Below are 24046 nucleotides of genomic sequence, written 5' to 3' on the forward strand. Positions count from 1 at the left end.
TTTTTTTTACCCTTATAAATACGAATTGTTCTTCTCATTGTGATGATGAAGATTATACCAGAGATCAAAAAGAGGCAGTCCTTCATCAAAAGGATTCACTAAAAGTGCTAATAGATTAATTGCATCCATTTCAAAATTACTAAAGACTTTTTAACCCCAAATAACTCCGTTATCTATGAAAGAATTCTACCCTTCTATAACACATATATAATTGCTTGTCTGCATTTAAGCAGTCCATAAAACTGCATAAATAGTCTAGTTGAAATCTACATTTTTTCTCCTTAGAACATAATTTTAAATAATTATGAAAAATAACTTTCAATCAAAGCAATTATGAGATATAAAAACATTTTACAGATTGATGACGATTATGATGATTGCGATTTCTTTTTAGAAGCACTCGAAGAAGTATCTGCTGCTGCCTATACGGCAATACATAATCCTCTTCAGGCATTACAAAAACTGGTTTGTAAAGAAATACATCCGGATCTGATTTTTCTAGATATTAATATGAACGGAATGAACGGAATGGAACTATTAATAGAAATGAATAAAAAAGAGCTCATAAAAAATATTCCTGTAATCATATTTTCTACCTCGATACCATCAGACATAGAAAATAAACTGCAGGGATTGGGCGCAGTGGGTTATTATATTAAACCAAACGATTTTGGAACTATGAAAACAATTTTGAGAAACATCGTTTAATATTTTTTTGACCAAAAATCAGCTAATGTTAAGACTGTTTTAATTCAAAATTTAAACTTTTAAAGTGATAAATTTTTCACCTAAAAAGTACGTGATTTCAATTTTACATTTTTTAAATGTGTGCCTTACATAATTCCCATGTGAGCGTAAAAAGCTTATTTTTAGAGTAAAACACTGACTATCTTTGAGAAAACACCTACCTCATGAAAGTCCCCGAAACCTTTAAAACCGAAAATAAAACCACAACTTTTCCAATTGTTGGTATAGGAGCATCTGCCGGTGGACTGGATGCTTTTAAAAAATTAATCTCAGCAATATCTGCAGATTCAGGCATGGCTTATGTGCTTGTACAACACTTGTCACCCGAGCAGCCGAGCAGCCTTACAGAAATCCTGTCACAATATTCACAAATTCCTGTACAAGAAATTATCCGCAATATAAATCTTGTACCTAATAATATCTACGTTATTCCCGAAAACAATCTTCTCATAGCCGAAGCAGGCACTTTAAAACTTAAACAGAGAACACGGGGTGAAAGACGAAATAATACCATTGACATCTTTTTTGAATCTCTTGCAGATGTTCATAGAACTTTTGCAATTGGTGTTATACTTTCCGGAACCGGTTTTGATGGTACATTAGGATTCAAAAAAATAAAGGAACTGGGAGGCGCAACTATAGCTCAGGACCCCGAAACGGCCGCATTTAAAGGAATGCCTCAAAGCGCAATTGAAACTGATGCAGCCGATTATATTCTGGCTCCCGAAAAAATTCCGTCCCAGTTACTGGAAATTCATAAAAGCTACATTACCAACTATGGCTATACCGAAGAAGAACATATTCCAAAAAACGATGAGGAAATTTTCTTTCAGATTATTAATCTTATTCTTTTAAGAACCGGTAACGATTTCAGGCATTATAAATATCCTACTATAAGACGTCGTATTGCCAGAAGAATGGTCCCTACAGAAAGAAACACTATTGAAGATTATTATAACTTTTTGCGAAATAACAAAAATGAGCAGGATTTATTATTTAATGATTTTTTAATTCCGGTAACATATTTCTTTAGAGACCAGGAAGCCTTTGAAAGTTTGCCCAACATTGTTTACCCATCCCTAATCAGGAATATAACCAATAACAACCTAAGAATCTGGGTTGCCGGATGCTCTACGGGTGAAGAAGCATATTCTATAGCGATCAGCCTTCATGAATATCTGCTGCAAACAAATAATACAGACATAAAAGTTCAGATTTTCGCATCGGATATATCTGAAAAAGGCATCACTAAAGCAAGATCCGGAACCTATTCTTATCAGGAAGTACAGCAAATATCAGCAGAGAGGCTTCGTAATTATTTTACGAGAAGCGACGGTAACTACCATATCAATAAAGTAATTCGGGACATGTGCATTTTTGCCGTGCATAATTTTGTGAAGGATCCTGCTTTTGCCAAAATAGATTTGGTTACCTGCCGTAATGTACTTATCTATTTTGATTCTTATCTGCAAAATAAAGTTCTGGGAACTTTTCATTATTCCCTAAAAGATAATGGATTGCTGTTTCTTGGAAAATCAGAATCAATTACTAATTCTCATGATTTATTTGAAAATTTCGGAAAATTCGGAAAAATCTACACCCGCAAGTTTATAGCAGGCAGGTATGTGACAAAACTCTATAAACCAACACCAAATAATGTATCGCAAAACAATGTATCAACTCAAATAAAAACTGCATCTGAAAACGATTTCAAAAAAATTGCATCTGAGATTTTATTTACAAAGTACACACCCATTAGTGTTATAATTGATCTGAATCAGGAAATTTTATATTTTCATGGTGATACAAGCCCATTTTTGCTTCCCTCTCCCGGACAGCCTAATTTTAATATCTTAAAAATGGCTCGTGAAGGTCTTTTTTTTGAATTAAATAATGCAATCGCAAAAGTAAGAGAAGAGAAATTAAATATAAAAAAAGAAAATATTCAGATTAAAAACCAACCTTATCTCGTTTCTTTTGAAATGTTTTTACTCCCAAATGACGATGAGCGTATTATGATTATTTTTCATAAGATAATTGTACCCGAAACAAATCCTCAAAAAAAAATACAGGAAAAAAAATCAGACCAAAAGGGTATTGAGGAACTTGAAAATGAATTATCACAATTATACAGAGATATAAAAAATGTAACTGAAGAACAGAAAATCCTCTTAGAGGAATTACAGACTACTAATGAAGAATTATTGAGCAGTGGAGAAGAATTGCAGGCACTGAATGAAGAACTGGAAACCTCTACTGAGGCACTTCAGTCAAACAATGAAGAATTGGTATGTGTCAATGATGAGCTTATCGATCGTCAGAAACAGCTTATTTCCCTGAGAAATTATTCTGAATCAATTGTTAAAACCATTCACGAGCCATTACTAATTGTAAACAAGGACTTTATCATCAAAAGTGCCAATCCTGCATTTTATAAATACTTTAATACAAGCGAAAAAGCTACAGAAGCTTATAGTCTTTTTGAAATTGGAAATTGTCAATGGGACATTCCTGAATTTAGGAAACAATTACTGAAAATAGACACGGAATTTTCGATAGAAAATTTACAATTAGATACTATCTGTCCTGATATTGGTAAAAAAACAATGATTGTAAATGCACGCCTTATAATCGATTCAACACCAGAAGGGATGATTCTTGTGGCACTCGAAGATATTACAGATTTAATAGCAACAAATGAATTATTGTCGAATAAAAATATTGAATTACAAACACAAAATGAACAGCTGGAGGCTTTTACTTCTGCAGCCAGTCATGATTTACAGGAACCACTCCGAAAAATTCATATGTTTTGCAAAAGGATTTTTGAAAACGAATCAGGCTTAAGCGAATCAGGAAAACATAATCTCGAACGTGTTCTTTTTTCTGTAACCAATATGAGTATTTTAATTACCGATCTCATTGAGTACTCAAGAATAAGCTTTATAAAAAAAGAGTATAAAAAAACAGATCTGAATGTCGTTTTGAAAAAAACATTGGCAGATATTAAGGACAATATTTTAGAAAAAAAAGCCGTAATCACTATTTTTCCCTCTCCTCAATTAAATATCATACCGTATCAGATTCAGCAGCTTTTTAAAAATTTGATACTGAACGCTATCAAATATTCCAAAGAAGACATAATACCCGAAATCAAAATTGAAACGCTAAACCCTTCACCTGATGAAATACTTGAACTTGGTGGAAAAACAGATATTAATTACGTAAAGATTTGTATCAGCGATAATGGTATTGGCTTTAGTCAGGAATATGCGTCTAAAATTTTTAATCCTTTCTTTAGATTGCATAATAGCGATAAATATCACGGAAGCGGTCTGGGGTTAACGCTGGTTAAAAAAATTGTTGACAACCATGAAGGATTTATAAAAGTATCCAGCAAAATAAATCAGGGAACAACTTTCTACATTTATTTACCATTATAAAAAACACGATAAAAATGATATCTTTTTCTCTTATTTATCGATTTTATCGATAAAGCCAATTTTTACCTGTTTTTTTTTATACGAAACAATTGATTTAGATTTGATCCAATACTCAATTATTGTCTTTATGATTTGTTTGAACTCAGCATAATCATAAGGTTTCACAAAATAACTTTGCGTAGGTATCGAGTACGGATCTATTACGTATGTCTGATTAAAAGATGTTGTGAAAAACAGATAAGGGCAATGAAACAACTCACCTACATTATCAAGTTTTGCTTCTACCACATTATCATTCATAATATTCAATAAAACAATATCAGAAAAAATAAGAAACGGCTTTAATTTATTTCGCAGTATATAATGATAAGCAATTTCCGGATCATTAAAATAGATTACCTGATTTGGATAATTCAATTCAGAAAAAACCTCTATAAATAACTTCCGGTCTTCCTGTTTGTTTTCTACAATTATTATGGGGCCTTTTTTATTCATAAGCCATAATTTAAATCTTAAAATTACATGAGGGTTGATAATTAGTTATGTTTATATCTCTAAACAATAAATTTACAACACAAATATTTTAAATTTCAGACAAAAAAAACTTACAAAATATACATCGTGAATTATATAATTTTCATTCCGGTATTTCATTTAGATGTTTGAAAAATCTAAATCCCTTTTAAAATCCTTTTTGTGATTTGAAGGAAAGCTATACAAAACTGATAATTATATAACTACTGCTGTAAATTCTATAAATAAAATTTGAACCTTACAATTAAATTTGAGTTTTTCTCCTCTCGAATCACAGTATATTTTAAATTATAATCACTTTTAAATTATTTTATATGACAACACAGAACAAAGAAAACTATGGTCGGGATGTTCGTAGTTTTCATCATCCGGAAGATGATATGAAGGCTCCTTCAGATATAAATAATTATCAGGATTCGGAAAACAAAAGCTATGTGGATCAATACGAGAAGGACAATAATGAAGAAGAGATTGTTAATCCGGATGATGACATAATTAATAATGAAGATGACGATGAATTAAACAATCATTTTAGCAGCCTGCAAAAAAATGATGACCAGAAAAATAATGCCGATGCTAATTTTTATGCAGATGAATGGGACAGCCAGGTAGATGTAAAGGACATTGACGATGATCCTAAAGAAGATTCTGACGAAAATGACAGTTATGTAAAATAAGATTGCCGCAGATAATCAAAAAAAGGATCTGCTAGATCTGGAATACGACATTGATCAGGATCTTGAAGAAACGAACCCTGTAAACAATCCGATAAGTTTTAAATATTAAATTATAAATAATAGGCTGTCTCAAAAAGGCAGCCTATTATTTTTTTTATTAGATTAAAGCAATTACTTTAGTATGGTATGTATATATTAAATGTGGCTCCTTTCATAGGTTCGCCTGTAGCATTTATAAAGCCATCATGGTTTTCAATTATTTTCTTGACAATTGCAAGCCCTATTCCGGTTCCCTCATACAAATCCCGGCCATGCAATTTCTGAAAAACTCCAAATATTTTTTCACTATGTTCCGGTTCAAATCCTATTCCATTATCTTCAAAACTAATATGGCAATATTTTACATTGGGTAATAACTGGATGTCTTTTAAAACTGAACTATCAACAAAACGGCTTTTAATAGTAATTTCCAATGTAACTTCTGATTGTGAAAACTTAATTGCATTATGAATCAGATTTTCCATTAATTGAACAAATTGAAAAGGAATTATCTTGACATTATCATGAAAATCAGTAATTATAACAGCTTTTTTTTCTACTAAATTTTCATATAAAGCTGCTTTTACATCAGCAATAATGGCATTCAAATCTACTGTCTCAAACCTTCTGTCATCAAGAGTCGCGCGTGAAAAAGTTAGAAGACTGTTTATCAGTTCACGCATTCTGTTTGTGGCATAAAGAATCCTGTTGAATTTTGCTTTACCATCTTCTGATAAATTTGGATATTCGTTGGATAGGATAAGATTAGCAAAAGTTTGAATTTTTCGGAGTGGTTCCTGAAGATCATGACTTGATATGTACGTAAAGGCATCAAGTTCCATGTTCTTCTTTTTGAGTTCTTCAGCGTGTTTTGTTATAGCTTCATTTTGTGAAGCAAGCTGGACGTTTGTCTTTAAAATAATCTCATTCAGAGCATGAGTTTCTTCTTCTTTCTTTTTTAATTCCTGATTTTTTCGGAACAATTCGGTAAAAACCATGACTTTCGCCTGTAAAATTTCAGGCGAAAGCGGTTTAATCATATAATCTACAGCACCGGACTGATAGCCTTTGAATATATACTCGTTTGTATTCATATTGGCAGTCAGAAAAATAATAGGAACATGTTTGAGTTTATCACTTTGTCGAATTAATTCGGCTGTTTCAAAACCATCCATCAACGGCATTTGCACATCCATAAGTATAATGGCAAAATCCTGGCTTTTCAACAGAATCCGCAAAGCATCTTTTCCTGAAGTTGCTTCAACAAACTGATAACCACGATCAGCCAGAATGACTTGTAAAGAAAGCAGGTTTTCTTTCTTGTCATCGACTATTAGGATTTTTATTCCATTGTCTCCCATTCTATTTTGCATTGAATATAAAATTATTATTTAAGCCACACACGCATTAACGAACACAGTTGTTCTACATTTACTGGTTTGGTTATATAATCTGATGCACCGGATTCTATGCAACGCTGTCTGTCTCCTTTCATGGCTTTTGCCGTTACTGCAATAATAGTAAGATCTTTATGTATCGAGTCTTTACGAATGCGTTTCATCGTTTCATAACCATCCATTTCGGGCATCATAATATCCATCAGAACAATATCAATGGCTTTATCCTGATTAAGAATATCAATGGCTTCCTGACCGCTTTCTGCACTGATAACATTCAATCCATAACGTTCTAAGGCTGTAGTCAGGGCAAATAAATTACGCACATCATCATCTACAAGCAATACTTTTTTGCCATAGAGCACATCTTCTTTCAAATAAAACGATTCTATGGTCTCTCTCATAGCATGTGGCAATTCTTTATGAACACGATGCATAAACAAAGCTGTCTGATCTACTAATTCATCCAGTGATGAAGCATTTTTTGTAATGATGCTATGAGCAAATCTGTTTAGTTTTATCTTTTGTTTCTTAGTAACATCACCCGCAGAATGAATAATAATCGCAGTTTCCTGTCCTGTTATATTATTCTCTAAGTCGGTAATAATATCAAGTCCGTCTGCGTCCGGCAGTTTTAAATCTAATATAATACAGTCAAATGAATGATCTTTAATAAGTGCAACAGCTTCTGTGGCCGTTTTAGCGTAAAATACTGTAATATCATCACCATCAACAGCTTTTAATATTCTGTCTAATTCCTTCTGATTATCATCAACTACTAATAAGTTTTTTACTTTTTTATTTTTAAAATCATGGATATCGTTAAAAAGATAATTTAGCGAATCATTCTTTACTGGCTTAAGGAAAAAGTTTCTGGCACCACGCTTAAGACCTTTATTTCTCTCGTCCTCACCAGAGATGATATAAACAGGAATGTGACGCAGGTTAAAATCTGTTTTTAACCTGTCCAAAATTTTCCACCCGCTCGTATCCGGCATATTAAGATCCATTGTAATGGCGTGAGGGTGAAACTGATTTATAAAATCAATTACGTCATTTCCTTTTGTAGTAACAATAGCCTTAATACCATTGATATGCGCCTGTTCTAACATAATTTTAGCAAAAATAAGGTTGTCTTCAGCAATCAACAACACTTTATCATCCGGTTTGATATCCGTTCTATCATCTCCTACTTCATCAACAAAAAACAAATCGATATCAGATCTGTTGAACTTTTCTGATGGCAATGATTTGATTCGGCCTTTAACATCAGCTTCTTCTTCTACATCAATATTTTCTATTTCAGGAATATGAACATATTTTAGAGGAAGGAATAAAGTAAACTTACTTCCTACATTGGTTTCACTTTCCAATTCAATGCTTCCTCCTAATAAATCTGAAAGTCCGCGGCTTATTGATAATCCTAATCCTGTACCACCATATTTACGGCTTGTTGAACCTTCTGCTTGCTGGAAAGCTTCAAAAATAATGTTTTGTTTTTCTTTAGAAATACCAATACCGGTATCTGAAATTTCAAATGCCACAACATCTTCTGCATTTTCAAGTCTTAGATTATTGGTTTTCCAATTGTTATTGGCTTTGTAAATTTTAAGTTTTACTTCTCCTTTTTCGGTAAATTTGAAAGAGTTTGAAAGCAGGTTTTTCAAAATCTGATTTAACCTTTGCGAATCCGTTTCCATCAGTTCCGGAAGCTCTTCATCCATAATAATATTAAAACGAAGATGTTTGGCTTCTGAAATTGGGTTGAAAGTAGAAGCAACAAATCGGCTAATGTCTTCAAAACTAATTGGGTTGTAATCAACAGAAATATAACCCGATTCAATTTTAGAAAGATCCAGAATATCATTAATTAATTGAATAAGGTCATCACCGCAGGCATTTATGGTTTTTGCAAATTGAATTTGCTTTTCGGATAAATTACCGTCGCGATTTGCAATTAACTCATTTGCCAAAATCTGTAAACTGTTCAGCGGTGTTCTTAACTCATGCGACATATTCGCTAAAAATTCCGACTTGTATTTGGATGTCAAAGTAAGCTGATCTGCTTTTTCTTCCAATGCTTTTCTCGCCACCTCAACTTCCTGGTTTTTAAGCTCTACTTCTTCTTTTTGATTCGCCAATAAGAATGCTTTTTCTTCCAGTTCCTCATTTGTATTTTTTAATACTTCCTGCTGGCTTTTAAGCTCTCCTGCCAACGATTGTGACTGTACCAATAATTCTTCGGTTCTGGAATTCGATTCGATCGTATTCAATACAATACCAATACTTTCTGTCAGTCCTTCAAGAAAATCCAAATGCGTTTCGCTAAAGGTATCCAGCGAAGCCAGTTCGATAACCGCTTTTAATTGCCCTTCAAATAGTACCGGTAAAATAATAACGTCTTTGGGTTTTGCATCTCCAAGTCCTGAATTGATTTTGATGTAATCTTTAGGAACATTACTCAGAATAATTCTTTCTTTTTCGACAGCAACCTGACCAATAAGTCCTTCCCCCATTGCGTACTGCATTGGAGAATTTTTTCTTTTGATGTAAGCATAAGAAGCAATCAGATTCAGTTTAGAATCCATGAATTCTTCGTCTTCCTGAAGAATATAAAATAATCCGTGTTGTGCGGTTACAACCGTCGCCAACTCCGAAAGGATTTTTTTGGTAACCGAATTCAATTCTTTTTGCCCCTGAAGCATTTGGGTAAATTTCGCCAAATTCGATTTCAGCCAGTCTTGCTCCTGATTACGTAATGTTGTTGCTTTCAGGTTCGAAATCATCTGGTTGATCGTATCTTTCAAGGCTTCAACTTCCCCTTTAGCTTCAACACCAATGGTTCGGGTTAAATCTCCTTGTGTTACCGCAGAAGCCACCTCAGAAATGGCACGTACCTGTGTTGTTAAATTTGCGGCAAGCTGATTTACGTTTTCTGTTAAGTTTTTCCATGTTCCTGATGCACCCGGTACGTTTGCCTGACCTCCCAGTTTTCCTTCGGCCCCAACCTCACGAGCCACCGTAGTTACCTGATCTGAGAAGGTTGCCAAAGTATCAATCATTTCGTTGATCGTGTCTGTAAGTTGTGCCACCTCGCCTTTTGCATCGATCGATAATTTTTGTTTTAAGTTTCCTTTGGCCACAGAGGTTACAACCTTCGCAATTCCACGTACCTGAGACGTTAAATTCGAAGCCATCAGGTTAACTGAATCCGTTAAATCTTTCCACGTTCCCGCAACCCCTTTTACTTCAGATTGTCCTCCCAGTTTTCCTTCGGTTCCCACCTCACGCGCCACACGGGTTACTTCAGATGAAAACGAGTTCAGCTGCTCTACCATCGTGTTGAAGGTGTTTTTTAAATCCAGAATTTCTCCTTTTACGTCTACGGTAATTTGTTTCGAAAGGTCGCCATTAGCTACCGCTTTCGTTACATCGGCAATATTACGCACCTGACCTGTTAAGTTGGAGGCCATTTGGTTCACAGAATCCGTTAAATCTTTCCAGGTTCCTGCAACTCCGGGCACGAATGCCTGCCCTCCCAGTTTTCCTTCGGTACCAACCTCTCTGGATACCCTTGTCACCTCCGAAGCAAAACTTCGAAGCTGATCCACCATCGTATTTACAGTTTCTTTCAATTGAAGAATCTCTCCACGAACGTCGGCCGTAATTTTCTTGGACATATCTCCGTTGGCAACAGCTATCTATCGTAACCTCTGCAATATTACGTACCTGCGTTGTTAAGTTACCCGCCATCTGGTTAACAGAGTCCGTTAAATCTTTCCAGGTTCCTGCAACTCCGGGCACATTCGCCTGTCCGCCAAGTTTTCCTTCTGTACCAACCTCACGTGCCACACGCGTTACCTCTGATGCAAACTCCCTTAACTGATCCACCATCGTATTCAGGGTTTCTTTTAACTGAAGAATTTCTCCACGAACGTCAACGGTAATTTTTCGGGACATATCCCCATTCGCCACGGCAATCGCCACATCGGCAATGTTACGTACCTGAGCGGTTAAGTTACCCGCCATCTGGTTAACCGAATCCGTTAAATCTTTCCACGTTCCGGCAACTCCCGGTACATTCGCCTGACCTCCCAGTTTTCCTTCTGTACCAACCTCACGTGAAACCCTTGTTACCTCCGAAGCAAAGCCTCGAAGCTGATCCACCATGGTATTAATTGTATTTTTAAGTTCAAGGATTTCTCCTTTTACGTCTACGGTAATTTGTAATGATAAATCGCCTTTTGCCACGGCGGTTGTTACCTCAGCAATGTTACGTACCTGACCGGTTAAGTTAGATGCCATCTGGTTTACCGAGTCTGTTAAATCTTTCCATGTTCCACCAACACCTTCTACCTGAGCCTGACCTCCCAGTTTTCCTTCGGTTCCCACCTCACGCGCCACACGGGTTACCTCGGATGCAAATGAGTTTAGCTGCCCCACCATGGTGTTAATCGTATTTTTAAGCTCCAGAATTTCCCCTTTTGTATCTACGGTAATCTGGCGTGATAAATCTCCTTTTGCTACCGCGGTTGTTACCTCGGCAATATTACGTACCTGACCGGTTAAGTTGGATGCCATTTGGTTCACCGAATCGGTTAAGTCTTTCCAGGTTCCTCCAACTCCTTTTACTTTTGCCTGACCTCCGAGTTTTCCTTCCGTTCCTACCTCAAGTGCCACACGCGTAACCTCAGATGAGAATGAGTTTAGCTGATCTACCATCGTATTAATGGTTTTCTTCAACTCCAGGATTTCTCCTTCGGCTACAGCCGTAATTTTTTTAGATAAATCTCCGTTTGCTACGGCTGTTGTTACCTCGGCAATATTACGTACCTGACCCGTTAAGTTGGATGCCATCTGATTTACCGAATCGGTTAAATCTTTCCAGGTTCCACCAACCCCTTTTACCTTAGCCTGACCGCCCAGTTTTCCTTCTGAACCTACCTCACGTGCCACACGCGTTACCTCGGCACCAAAAGAGTTCAGCTGATCCACCATAGTATTGATGGTATTTTTAAGTTCAAGGATTTCACCCGCAACGTTTACAGTAATTTTTTTAGATAAATCCCCTTTCGCCACGGCTGTTGTTACCTCGGCAATATTACGTACCTGACCTGTTAAGTTGGATGCCATTTGATTTACGGAGTCGGTCAAATCTTTCCAAACTCCACCAACACCACGTACTCTCGCCTGCCCTCCCAGTTTTCCTTCTGAACCTACCTCTACTGCCACACGCGTAACCTCTGATGAAAAGGAATTCAGCTGATCCACCATCGTATTAATGGTGTTTTTAAGTTCCAGGATTTCTCCTTTTACGTCTACGGTAATTTTTTTAGATAAATCTCCTTTTGCTACGGCCGTAGTTACATCTGCAATATTACGTACCTGTCCTGTTAAGTTCGATGCCATCTGGTTTACAGAATCGGTCAAATCTTTCCAGGTTCCCCCAACTCCTTTTACCTGCGCCTGACCACCCAGTTTTCCTTCGGTTCCTACCTCACGTGCCACACGGGTTACCTCTGATGAAAACGAGTTCAGCTGATCCACCATCGTATTAATGGTATTTTTAAGTTCAAGGATTTCTCCTTTTACGTCAACCGTAATTTTTTTAGACAAATCTCCTTTTGCTACGGCTGTTGTTACATCAGCAATATTACGTACCTGACCTGTTAAGTTACTCGCCATTTTATTTACCGAGTCGGTCAAATCTTTCCAAACCCCACCAACACCCCGCACTTTTGCCTGACCTCCCAGTTTACCTTCAGTTCCTACCTCACGTGCCACACGGGTTACCTCCATCGAAAACAGATTCAGCTGTTTTACCATTCCGTTTACCTCTTTTGCAATTCTTAAAAACTCTCCCTGAAGCGGATTTCCCTCAATAGAAAGCGGCATTTCCTGAGATAAATTTCCTTTTGCCACCGATGTAATTACGTGAGCAATCTCAATAGTTGGATGTACCAGATCTGAAATCAATGTATTAACCGAATCGACGCAGGAACTCCATGAACCTCTTGCACCATCAAGAGCTACCCTATTAGTCAGTTTTCCTTGTTTACCAATACTTTTACCAACCTTTTGAAATTCAAAAACCATGCGTTCGTTAAGGTCGATGATTTCGTTTAAAGTTTCACAAATGGATCTTTTAGTTCCGTTTTGATCGGTTGGGAAGCGCTGAGTGAAATTACCATTTTTAACCTTAAGCAAAATTTTCAAAAACTCTGCATCTGTCAAAATAGACTCCTCTAAATCGGCTTTTTTTGTTTTAGTTTTTAATGGCTTTTCACCAGAAACAACCGGAAGTACTAATACATTTTCAGGGCTTTCTGTATTATTATTTTTAGTTTTCTTCATATTTTCAATTCTTTAAAAAGAATGATTTAAAAAATGCTGATAATCGAATTAAGGTAATTAGATTTTAATAATGAAAGAGGTATTTATCATCAAAAACCAATATTATATATGCTCATCAAGTAATATTTTCCTTAAATAAAATTGTACAAAAGCATCCATAGAATCCGGTCTTTTTGAATTATCTGTATAATTTAAGGGTTTAATAATATAGCCTGATATACCAAATTGTTCTGCTTCAAACCTGTCTTCTCCTTCTGAAGAAGTTGTCATTATAAAAACTTTTAAATTTTTAAGTTTTGTATCTTCTCTTATAATTTTCAAAAATTCTATTCCGTTCATTCTGGGCATATTAATATCCAAAAGAATAACATCCGGAATCAGCCCTAAATTGGTATCTCTAAGAATTTTTAATGCTTCAATACCATTATAAGCTGTATGCAGTACATATTCACTCTCTATTTTTTTCAAAGACCGCTCTACACTTATAATGTCAAGTTCATCATCTTCTATTAATAAAATTGTTGATTTTTTCATGTATGTGGTACTATGTTATTTTTAGGAGTATATCATTTACTTCTATTTTTTAGTGAAATCATTTGAGCTTCGTTTCTCATAAGTCTTAAAAAGTTTTAAGACTGTGCTCATTTCATGATATTAACTATTTCTCCAGGTAAAGATAAACTCAGAACCTTCACCCAATGTTGATTTAACTATGATATTTTCTTGCTGATCGTCAATTATTTTTTTTACAATTGCCAAACCTACTCCAGTACTTTCCTGCTCATTTTGCTCGCGAAGTGTCTGAAATATTTCGAATATCTTTTGATGGTATTCTACCGCAATTCCAGTCCCATTATCTTTAACTGAAAATTCATAAAAGTTAGGGAATATTTTGCATTTAATCTGAATTATTCCTTTTTTATCCTTTGGCGTATGTTTTATAGCATTACTTATCAAATTAGCAAAAACCTGTTCCAGTTTAATTCGTTGTGTAAACAAATCCGGCAGATCACCAATTTCAATTGTAAAAGCCCTTGGGACAATAGAATCTGCAATTTCCTGAACCAAAGCATTTGTATTTATCTTTTCCGGTGGAGTCTTCAAATTTAATCTGGCATAATCAAGTAAGCCATTAATGAGCGCTTCCATACGGCGGGTTCTTTGCGGAATTATCGATAAATATCTTTTAAGTTCCGGAGAAAGCTCACCTCCATAATCTTCTTCAATCCAGGTAATAACATTATGAATTCCCCTGATGGGTGCTTTTAAATCATGAGAAACTACATAAGCAAATTTATTTAACTCAGCATTTCTGTTTTTTAATTCACGGATATTTTTATCTAATTTTTCAGACATCATATTGAGTGAAACAACTAATACTGATAGTTCATCGTTACGGGTATCTTTAACACTGGTGAAATTACCTCTTGAAATATTTTTAGCAAGACTTACCATCGAATTGATTCTTTTAGTGGTAACGACTATGATAAATGCTGTACTAACTATCCCTACTACAACTGTCAATGTTAGGAAAATAAGAGAAAATGTACGGGCATTTTTTAAAGAAATGAGTAATCTGTCTGTATGATGTTTCCTCATTTTATATTCTATTTTATCAAATCTTGAAAATTTATAGGCAATTGCATCGTTAATTTTTTTACCTACGTGTTTTTTTTAAGGAATTTTCAAAAAGGTTTTTATAAGAACCAGGCACTTTTTCGCGTGAATATATTATTTGAGCTGAATATTCCAGCCAATTGTTATGCATGTTCCGGATTGAATCTAATATTATGCGCTGTTTGTTATGAGTGCCAATCCGAAGCTGTTGCTCTTTTATTAATTCCGGTACATTTTTCAGTCCTTTAAAATACGAGTTCAGAAAAGCCTTGTCATCTGTAAGTAAATAACCCCTAAAAGCGCTCTGCATTTCAATAATTGCTTTGTGGGTTTTATTAGAATTTCGTATTATCTCTTCGGATCTGGCAAGAAATAGTGAATTCAGTTGTACTTTTTTGGATAACAAATAATTTGTGTAAGAATCTGCAACGGATAATAAAATTATCAGCGTAAACGCTAAAAGTATTTGATTAGATAATTTCATTATTAAAGTTTAAGCATCCTTTATCAATATGAATTTATAATTTAATAAAAATACTAAAAAACATATAGTTAAGCGCATATTTTAATTGATATAATACTCCTAAAAATAAAAAGAGTACTGTTTTCATTTAAAAAAATATCTTAATTCGTTATTCTTTACTTTTATAGGATATAAATATTTATGCAGACATTTAGTATCTAAATAACTTTCAAAAAATTAACCGCTATGCAAAAATTAACCAAAGAAGATATCGCTCAGGAAGTATTTGATTTATATGATGACTATGCTCACAATAAAATTGAACGAAGGCAGTTTATCGAAAAACTATCCATTTTTGCCGTAGGAGCAATTACGCTTCCATCTCTTTTAAGTTTTATAACCCCTAATTATGTTGATAGCATTTTAATTCCGCTTAGCGATCCGAGATTAAAAACCCAATACATCAAGTATGATTCCCCAAAAGGCGGAGGAAGAATTAAAGGTCAATTGTCACAGCCTTTGGAAATCCAAAAAAAATTACCCGGAATCATTGTAGTACATGAAAACAGAGGATTAAACCCTTATATAGAAGATGTTGGAAGAAGAGCTGCTATAGAAGGCTTTATTACATTAGCTCCCGATGCATTAACACCATTAGGCGGATATCCCGGCAATGATGATGCCGGACGAGAACTTCAAAAAAAACGAACACATGAAGAAATGCTTGAAGATTTCATTGCTGCTTATGAATACCTTAAATCACATAAAGACTGCAACGGTTATTTGGGAGTAGTCGGATTCTGTTTTGGCGGATGGGTTTCGAATATGATGGCGGTAAAAATACCTTCTTTATCAGCTGCAGTTCCCTATTACGGTGGACAGCCCACTAAAGAGGAAGCTGAAAAAACAAAGACACCGCTTCTTTTGCATTACGCAGGACTGGATACCCGTGTCAACGAAGGCTGGACTGCTTTTGAAGAAATTCTTAATAAAAATAAAGTTGAGCACACAGCCCATTTTTATCAGGGAGTAAACCATGGTTTTCATAACAATACAACACCAAGATATGATGAAGCAGCAGCAACTTCATCATGGAAAAGAACTATTGACTTTTTTAAAGAAAAACTGGTAAAAAAATAATCAAAACCATAAATTTATTTTCATAAAACAATAGAAACAAAATAGTTAAAAGAAACAGCTTTAACTGTAAGGGAATAAATACTCTATTTTTATAACAATTTTCAAAAAAAGAGTTAATTTAGTGCGACAGCTTTGCCAATGTTTTTAAAACATGTCAAAGCTGTTATTTTCTGGTATAATGCCATAAAAAGAGTTTAAACTTTTACAGCAAAATAATAAATTAATAATACGCAAAATGAGATTAGAAGATTTTGATAATGATGAGGACAAAGTAATTCAGGATCGTTTAAAACAAAAAACGTGGAATGAAATCAGAACCAATGACAGTTGGGCAATTTTTAAAATCATGGCCGAATTTGTTAACGGATACGAAAGTATGGGACGTATTGGACCATGTGTGTCCATTTTTGGATCGGCAAGGACAAAACCGGAAGACAAATATTATTTACTGGCCGAAAAAATTGCTTATAAAATTAGTAAAGCCGGTTATGGCGTTATCACAGGCGGTGGACCCGGAATTATGGAAGCAGGAAATAAAGGGGCACATTTAGGCGGAGGAACATCTGTAGGTTTAAATATCGAACTGCCTTTTGAACAGCATTTCAATCCTTACATTGATCATGACAAAAACCTGAATTTTGATTACTTTTTTGTTCGAAAAGTAATGTTTGTAAAATATTCACAGGGATTTGTAGTGATGCCCGGTGGATTTGGAACTCTTGACGAAATGTTTGAAGCCATTACCCTGATCCAGACAAAAAAAATTGGTAAGTTTCCAATCATATTAGTCGGGGTTGAATTTTGGTCAGGATTAATCGACTGGGTAAAAACGGTTTTAGTTGAAAAAATGCATACCGTTAGCCCTGATGATTTAAACTTATTTAAGATCGTAGACACAGAAGATGAAGTAGTTGACGTTCTTGATAAATTCTATAAGAAATACGACTTAAGTCCAAATTTCTAATTTTTTTTAAAACCATATAGATGATCTAAGAAAATATAAGTTCCTGCTTTTTCAACGCAATTTATCACTTATATGATGAAATTTTCATAACTTTTGTAAAAAATGAGAGCTGTTTTTAAAACAGCTTTTTTTATACTATTTTTACAATAAACCCAAAACAGCCATAAGACCGTAACTTAAGTTATATATCTAAATTTTAAGCCAGCATTGAAACCATTTTTTAAAATCATTCTTTTCGTTATTGTTTTGATGTCTTCATTAAAACAATTCGCGCAGCATCAGTCTAAGATGGAGGTGGCGGTGAATCCTGAACTTAAAACACTGCACGTAAAACAGGATATTACTTATTATAATACTTCAGGCGATTCTTTGGATTTTATTGTTTTAAATGACTGGAATAATGCTTTCTCTGATAAAAATACGCCTCTGGCTCTACGTTTTTCTGATGAATTTTATAAAGGCTTTCATTTGGCAAAACCTGAAGAACGTGGAAACACAAACGTACTTGAACTCACAGATGCCCAATTTATGGCTTTAGAATGGCAAAGAACCAGTGAAAATCCGGATTTTATTGTAATCAAACTAAAAAACAAATTACCTCCTAACAGTAAAATTGATTTACATCTTACTTATATTTCTAAAATTCCAAGCGATAAATTTACTCGTTACGGCTATACCCAAAACGGCGGAATGAATCTAAGACACTGGTTTTTGAGCCCTGCCCGTTTTGAAAATCATAATTTTATAAAATATCATAACTATAACCTTGATGATATTGCAAACGCTGCAACTGATTACGAATTAGCAATTAAAGTTCCAAATCTGTACACTATTACCACAGATCTGGATTCAGTTTCAAAGGATTCGTCTTCCCCTTCGTTCAGCACTTATCTTTTTTCAGGAAACAGCAGAACCGATTTTAATTTATTTATTGAAAAACAAAATACTTTTAATAGTTTTAGCAATGGTGAACTTGAAGTTCTTTCAAATTTAAAAAACAAAAGACTGAACGAGATACAAAAAGCAGTAATCATCAACAGGATAATCAGTTTTGCCAATAATTTTATTGGAAAATATCCACATAAAAAAATCACAGTCTCACAGGCAGATTATGACCGAAATCCTTTTTACGGGTTAAATCAACTACCCTCCTTTATAAGTCCTTTTTCGGATGAATTTATATTTGAAATTACCTTTTTAAAAACCTTTTTAAACAATTATCTTCAGTACAGTCTTCTTCTGGATCCGCGAAAAGACAACTGGATTTATGACGGAATCCAGATTTATACGATGATGAAATTCATGGAAGAAAACCACATGGATCAAAAGATGCTGGGCAGGCTATCTGAAATGAAACTCTTTAAAAGCTACAATATTACCAATCTAACTTTTAATGAGCAATACAGTTACTACTACATGCTGATGGCTCGAAAAAACCTGGATCAGCCATTGGGAGACCCAAAAAATACACTCATTAAATTCAATGAGCAGATTGCAAGTAAGTACCGTGCTGGTTTAAGCCTCAGTTATCTCGATAATTATTTAAATCATAATATAGTGCCCGAAAGTGTTAAGGAGTTCTATAATCTAAACAAAACACAACAGGCAAACCGATATGATTTTGAAAAAATACTAACCAAAAACAGCTCAAAAAAAATTGACTGGTTTTTTAAAACTATCATCGGTTCACGTGAAATTATCGACTATAAATTTACCGGTGTATCCAGAACCCAGGACAGTATCCGGTTTTCTGTAAAAAACAAAACAGACGTTTTTGTTCCGATTCCGGTTTATGGCCTCAAAAAAAACAAAATAGTATTTAAACAATGGATTGAGCCAAAAAACAATGACTCCATTTATATTTTCGAAAGAAAAAATGCAGATAAAATTGTTTTGAATTACGACAATGAAGTTCCGGAATACAATCAGCGAGACAACTGGAAATCATTGAAAAGTATAGTACTTACAAATCGTCCAATCAAATTTAATTTTGCCAAAGATTTAGAAGACCCATACTACAATCAGATATTATATGTCCCAACGGTTGGTTATAACTATTATGACGGATTTGCGCCCGGAATCCGTTTTCATAACAAAACTATATTAGACAAGCCGTTTACATTTGATATCAATCCTGCTTATTCACTCAAGACCGGAACCCTCTCAGGATCATCCGCTTTTTCACTAAATCATTATTATCGTGACAGTAAACTTTACAATATCAGGTATTCTATAAGTCAAAATTATTTTCATTATGCTCCAGATGCGACCTATTTCAGGCTTAATCCTATGGTACAGTTTAGAATTCGGGAAGAAGATTTCAGAGACAACAGAAAACAATTTATTATCGCCAGACAGGTAATTGTAAATCGACAGGCGAGCGCCTATGTTACAGACAATTCAAGTCCTAATTATTCCGTCTTTAATCTTCGGTACATGAATACTAAAACCGAATTGATTAATCATTTAAACTTTATGACAGATGCACAGTTTTCAGGAGATTTTGGAAAACTGGGCGGAGAAATTGAATACAGAAGGCTTTTTGAAAACAACCGCAAATTAAATTTGAGGTTATTTGTCGGAAGCTTTTTATACAACACTACAAATTCAGATTATTTCAGTTTTGGTCTGGATCGTCCAACGGATTATTTATTCGATTATAATTTTTACGGAAGATCTGAAAGTACTGGCTTTTTCAGTCAGCAATATATAATTGCCGAAGGCGGGTTTAAATCTATGATTGAACCCAGATACGCTAATCAATGGATGACAACACTAAATGCAAGTTATTCTATATGGAACTGGATAGAAGCCTATGGTGATGTGGGTTTCATGAAAAGCAAACACCAAAACGAACATTTTGTGTATGATAGCGGTATCCGTTTGAATCTCGTACCAGACTATTTTGAAATTTATTTTCCGGTCTATTCTAATAATGGCTGGGAAATTTCACAAAATAATTACAACGAAAAAATAAGATTTGTCATCACATTATCTCCTAAAACATTAATTAATCTTTTTACCCGAAAATGGTTTTAATTAATATTTTTTAAACAAAAACATGAATTATTATCAAACTTCGATAGTTTTAGGTAATAATAAATCAAAAAAAATACGTATTTTTCTGAATTTAAGTATAAATAATTAAATTATATTTATTTTAATGAATTATGATTATTGGTAGATTTTGAGTAATTTCGCTGCCTAAACATGACCATTCCAGATTATGATTACAGAAAAAAGCAATACTACATTAACCTTCGAGGATTTTAAAACTGAAGTATTAAATGACTATAAAATTGCAGTTACCAGTCGGGAATGCAGTCTTTTAGGGCGTAAAGAAGTATTGACAGGAAAAGCCAAATTTGGAATATTTGGTGACGGTAAAGAGGTGCCGCAGCTTGCTATGGCAAAAGCTTTTAAAAACGGTGATTTTCGTTCAGGATACTACCGCGACCAGACTTTTATGATGGCCATTGGTGAATTTACTCCTAAACAATTTTTTGCAGGATTATATGGCCATACCGATATAGACTTTGACCCAATGTCAGCAGGAAGACAGATGGGCGGGCACTTTGTAACCCACAGTTTAAACGAAGACGGCTCCTGGAAAGACTTAACCCAACAAAAAAATTCAAGCGCAGATATATCTCCTACAGCTGCACAAATGCCAAGATTATTGGGATTAGCGCAGGCTTCAAAAATTTACAGAGAAGTTGACGGAATCAAAATCAAAGATAAATTTTCTGTAAACGGAAATGAGGTGGCATGGGGAACTATCGGAAACGCAAGTACCTCTGAAGGTTTGTTTTTTGAAACCATAAATGCTGCCGGAGTTTTACAAGTTCCGATGGTAATGAGTGTTTGGGATGACGAATACGGAATTTCTGTACACGCTAAACATCAGACAACCAAAGAAAACATCTCTGAAATCCTAAAAGGATATCAGCGAGATGAAGATTCAGAAGGATATGAAATTTTAAGGGTAAGAGGATGGGATTATGCCGAACTGGTTTCTACTTATGAAAGAGCCGGGGCCATTGCACGCGAACAGCATATTCCGGTTTTAATTCACGTGAATGAACTGACACAACCACAAGGCCACTCCACTTCGGGCTCACATGAACGCTATAAAAATGGAGAAAGGTTAGGTTGGGAAAAAAATTACGACTGTATTCGCCAGATGCGATTATGGATGATTGCCATTAATATTGCATCTCCTGAAGAGTTAGAAGAGATGGAATCTGAAATTAAGAAAGAAGTTTATGATGCTAAAAAAGAAGCTTGGAATCAATTTATTAATCCAATTATTGAAGATCAAAAAAATCTTCTGGCTTTATTAGAACAAATTTCAGCTGCCAGCATTAACCATAAAGATAAAATTCAAAAATACATTTCTGAATTAAAAGCAATCAAAGCTCCTTTAAAAAAGGAAATGCTTGTCATTGCACGAAAAATATTGCGATTCATTGAAGTTCCGGACAGTAAAGTATTATTATCAAACTGGATCACCAATTACATTGCAATTACACAGCCAAAATTCAGCAGCAATTTATATTCTGAATCCCAACAAAACGTATTTTCTGTTCAAAAGATACTTCCGGAATATCCGGAAAACGCCAAACCGGATTTAGACGGACGAATGATTATTCGTGATAATTTCGACGTCTTATTCACCAAATACCCTGAATTATTAATTTTTGGCGAAGATGTTGGAAATATTGGCGATGTAAACCAGGGTCTAGAAGGAATGCAGGAGAAATATGGTGAACTTCGTGTTGCCGATGTCGGGATTCGTGAAGCGACTATAATTGGTCAGGGAATTGGTATGGCCTTAAGGGGTTTACGACCAATTGCTGAAATTCAGTATCTGGATTATTTATTGTACGCTATTCAAATAATGAGTGATGATTTAGCAACGCTGCAATACAGAACTGTTGGAAAACAAAAAGCACCATTGATCATCAGAACCCGAGGACACCGTCTGGAAGGTATCTGGCACTCCGGCTCTCCAATGGGAATGATCATAAACGCTATTCGCGGCATCCACGTTTTGGTTCCTAGAAACATGACTCAGGCTGCAGGTTTTTATAACACTCTTTTAGAATGTGACGAACCAGCTTTAGTGATCGAATGTTTAAATGGCTATCGTTTAAAAGAAAAAACACCTTTAAATTTTGGTGAATTCAAAACGCCAATCGGGGTTATTGAAACTCTAAAAGAAGGTTCAGATATTACACTTGTTTCCTATGGATCAACATTAAGATTAGTAGAACAAGCTGCCAGAGAGTTAGTAGAATTAGGAATTGACTGTGAAGTTATTGACATTCAGTCATTAATACCTTTTGACGTCAACAAGGATATTGTAAAAAGTATCGCCAAAACAAATCGTCTTTTAGTAATTGACGAAGACGTTCCGGGTGGAGCTTCAGCCTTTATTTTACAGCAAATTCTGGAAGAACAGGATGCTTACAAATATCTTGACAGCAAACCGCAGACTCTTGCTGCAAAAGCACACAGACCTGCATATGGAACTGATGGAGACTATTTTTCGAAACCTTCTGCCGAAGATATTTTCGAGAAAGTTTATGAAATGATGAATGAGGTTAATCCTTCTAAATTTCCAAACTTATACTAAGATTTAGAATATTTCAGATATAGAAAAAGCTCCAAAATTTTGGAGCTTTTTTTGTTTTTACGCAAGTTTGTCATTTCGACGAAGGAGAAATCTCCGTTAGCAGCTCGATAAAGATTGAGGATTTAGATTGTAGAGTTACTTGCAGAGATTGCTTCGCCAGTTCGCTATCGCTCCTGTCCTTGTCCCTAAAAATGGCAATATTGTGGATAATCATTAATCAAAACCAGGTTTAATCCGCGCTTTCGCGAAAGCGAATCAATTTCATGAGTCTACTTTTACGACTAAAATTATTTAGCCTCCAAAATCCCCCTCGCCTTTTCCAAATCTTCAACCGTATCGATCCCAATTCCAACATGAGTTGTTTCGACCATTTTAATTTTTTTACCGAATTCCAAATAACGCAGCTGTTCCAGTTTTTCAGAAGCTTCCAATGACTTCATTGGCAGGCTGTAGAAATCCAATAAAGCCTGTTTTCTAAATGCATAAATTCCGATGTGCTGAAAATAACGCACGCCAGCATCCTTATCTCTCGGATATGGAATTACAGAACGTGAAAAATACAAGGCAAACTGCGACTGATCTACCACTACTTTTACATTGTTCGGATTGTTAATTTCGTCCTCATCAGTGATTTCACGCATTAACGAAGCCAGATCAATCTTTTTCTCTTCATCATTTTTAAATACCGACAAAACCTGTTGTAAAGGACCTACTTCTGTAAAAGGTTCATCTCCCTGAACATTTACAACGATATCAACATCAAGATTTGCAACAGCTTCTGCAATTCGGTCACTTCCTGATTCATGCTCTTTGATACTCATAATGGCTTTTCCGCCATTCGAAACAATTTCATCAAATATCAAATCAGAATCGGTTACGACAAATACATCGTTAAACAATTTTGTAGCAACAGCCGCTTCATATGTTCTTAAAATTACCGTTTTACCACCAAGATCCTGCATTAGTTTTGCAGGGAAACGTGTTGATGCATATCGTGCCGGAATTACAGCTATTATTTTCATTTATTTTATAA

Annotated in this window: 14 protein-coding genes and 1 pseudogene; 7 read left to right on the forward strand and 8 right to left on the reverse strand. The window is 35.0% G+C overall.

From position 1 onward, the window contains the following. The first annotated feature begins 333 nt into the window (after positions 1-333). Positions 334-708, forward strand: coding sequence for a response regulator (locus BXU10_RS17040; RefSeq protein WP_078228735.1), 375 nt, complete (start codon positions 334-336; stop codon positions 706-708). 203 nt (positions 709-911) lie between these two features. Beyond that, positions 912-4190 (forward strand): CheR family methyltransferase, encoded by a 3279-nt coding sequence (locus tag BXU10_RS17045; RefSeq protein WP_078228737.1) that lies wholly within the window; start codon positions 912-914, stop codon positions 4188-4190. Positions 4191-4220: 30 nt separating this feature from the next. Here BXU10_RS17045 and BXU10_RS17050 read toward each other — a convergent pair whose 3' ends face one another. After that, on the reverse strand, positions 4221-4685 hold the full coding sequence (locus BXU10_RS17050) for a hypothetical protein (RefSeq protein ID WP_078228739.1): 465 nt from the start codon (positions 4683-4685) through the stop codon (positions 4221-4223). A gap of 353 nt (positions 4686-5038) precedes the next feature. Here BXU10_RS17050 and BXU10_RS17055 point away from each other — a divergent pair, with 353 nt between their 5' ends. Next, positions 5039-5401 carry a hypothetical protein gene (locus tag BXU10_RS17055; RefSeq protein WP_078228740.1) on the forward strand — a complete coding sequence of 121 codons (363 nt, stop codon included), beginning with the start codon at positions 5039-5041 and terminating at the stop codon, positions 5399-5401. A 176-nt stretch (positions 5402-5577) separates the two neighbouring features. On the opposite strand, the gene BXU10_RS17060 is transcribed toward BXU10_RS17055, so the two are convergent. The 6 genes and pseudogenes from BXU10_RS17060 to BXU10_RS17080 all read right to left on the reverse strand — a co-directional run bounded on the left by BXU10_RS17060 (position 5578) and on the right by BXU10_RS17080 (position 15292). Beyond that, positions 5578-6813, reverse strand: a complete 1236-nt coding sequence (locus BXU10_RS17060; RefSeq protein ID WP_078228742.1) for a response regulator — start codon at positions 6811-6813, stop codon at positions 5578-5580. Between the two features lie 14 nt (positions 6814-6827). Next, positions 6828-10517 (reverse strand): response regulator, encoded by a 3690-nt coding sequence (locus BXU10_RS25330; protein ID WP_255406155.1) that lies wholly within the window; start codon positions 10515-10517, stop codon positions 6828-6830. Positions 10518-10722: 205 nt separating this feature from the next. Continuing rightward, positions 10723-13191, reverse strand: a pseudogene (locus BXU10_RS25335) (HAMP domain-containing protein); the annotation flags it as partial. A gap of 102 nt (positions 13192-13293) precedes the next feature. Then, positions 13294-13725, reverse strand: a complete 432-nt coding sequence (locus BXU10_RS17070; protein WP_078228744.1) for a response regulator — start codon at positions 13723-13725, stop codon at positions 13294-13296. A 120-nt stretch (positions 13726-13845) separates the two neighbouring features. Further along, a complete protein-coding gene (locus BXU10_RS17075) occupies positions 13846-14790 on the reverse strand; it encodes an ATP-binding protein (RefSeq protein ID WP_078228746.1) in 945 nt (314 codons plus the stop codon). 58 nt (positions 14791-14848) lie between these two features. After that, positions 14849-15292 (reverse strand): CHASE3 domain-containing protein, encoded by a 444-nt coding sequence (locus tag BXU10_RS17080; protein ID WP_078228748.1) that lies wholly within the window; start codon positions 15290-15292, stop codon positions 14849-14851. 225 nt (positions 15293-15517) lie between these two features. On the opposite strand from BXU10_RS17080, the gene BXU10_RS17085 reads away from it, so the two are divergent. From BXU10_RS17085 to BXU10_RS17100, 4 genes are all read left to right on the forward strand, one after another. Continuing rightward, complete coding sequence (locus BXU10_RS17085) at positions 15518-16411, forward strand: dienelactone hydrolase family protein (protein ID WP_078228750.1); 894 nt, start codon at positions 15518-15520, stop codon at positions 16409-16411. Between the two features lie 235 nt (positions 16412-16646). After that, positions 16647-17375: a TIGR00730 family Rossman fold protein gene (locus BXU10_RS17090; protein ID WP_031453217.1), complete on the forward strand. Its 729-nt coding sequence runs from the start codon at positions 16647-16649 to the stop codon at positions 17373-17375. Between the two features lie 288 nt (positions 17376-17663). Beyond that, positions 17664-20414 carry an aminopeptidase gene (locus tag BXU10_RS17095; protein ID WP_078228868.1) on the forward strand — a complete coding sequence of 917 codons (2751 nt, stop codon included), beginning with the start codon at positions 17664-17666 and terminating at the stop codon, positions 20412-20414. A gap of 187 nt (positions 20415-20601) precedes the next feature. Then, positions 20602-23013: a thiamine pyrophosphate-dependent enzyme gene (locus BXU10_RS17100; protein ID WP_078228752.1), complete on the forward strand. Its 2412-nt coding sequence runs from the start codon at positions 20602-20604 to the stop codon at positions 23011-23013. Between the two features lie 287 nt (positions 23014-23300). Here the strand turns inward: BXU10_RS17100 and kdsB are convergent, their stop codons facing one another. Then, positions 23301-24035: a 3-deoxy-manno-octulosonate cytidylyltransferase gene (gene kdsB / locus BXU10_RS17105; RefSeq protein WP_078228754.1), complete on the reverse strand. Its 735-nt coding sequence runs from the start codon at positions 24033-24035 to the stop codon at positions 23301-23303. Positions 24036-24046 lie beyond the last annotated feature (11 nt).

Origin of the sequence: Flavobacterium sp. LM4, assembly GCF_002017935.1 — a bacterium.
GTDB lineage: Bacteria > Bacteroidota > Bacteroidia > Flavobacteriales > Flavobacteriaceae > Flavobacterium > Flavobacterium chungangense.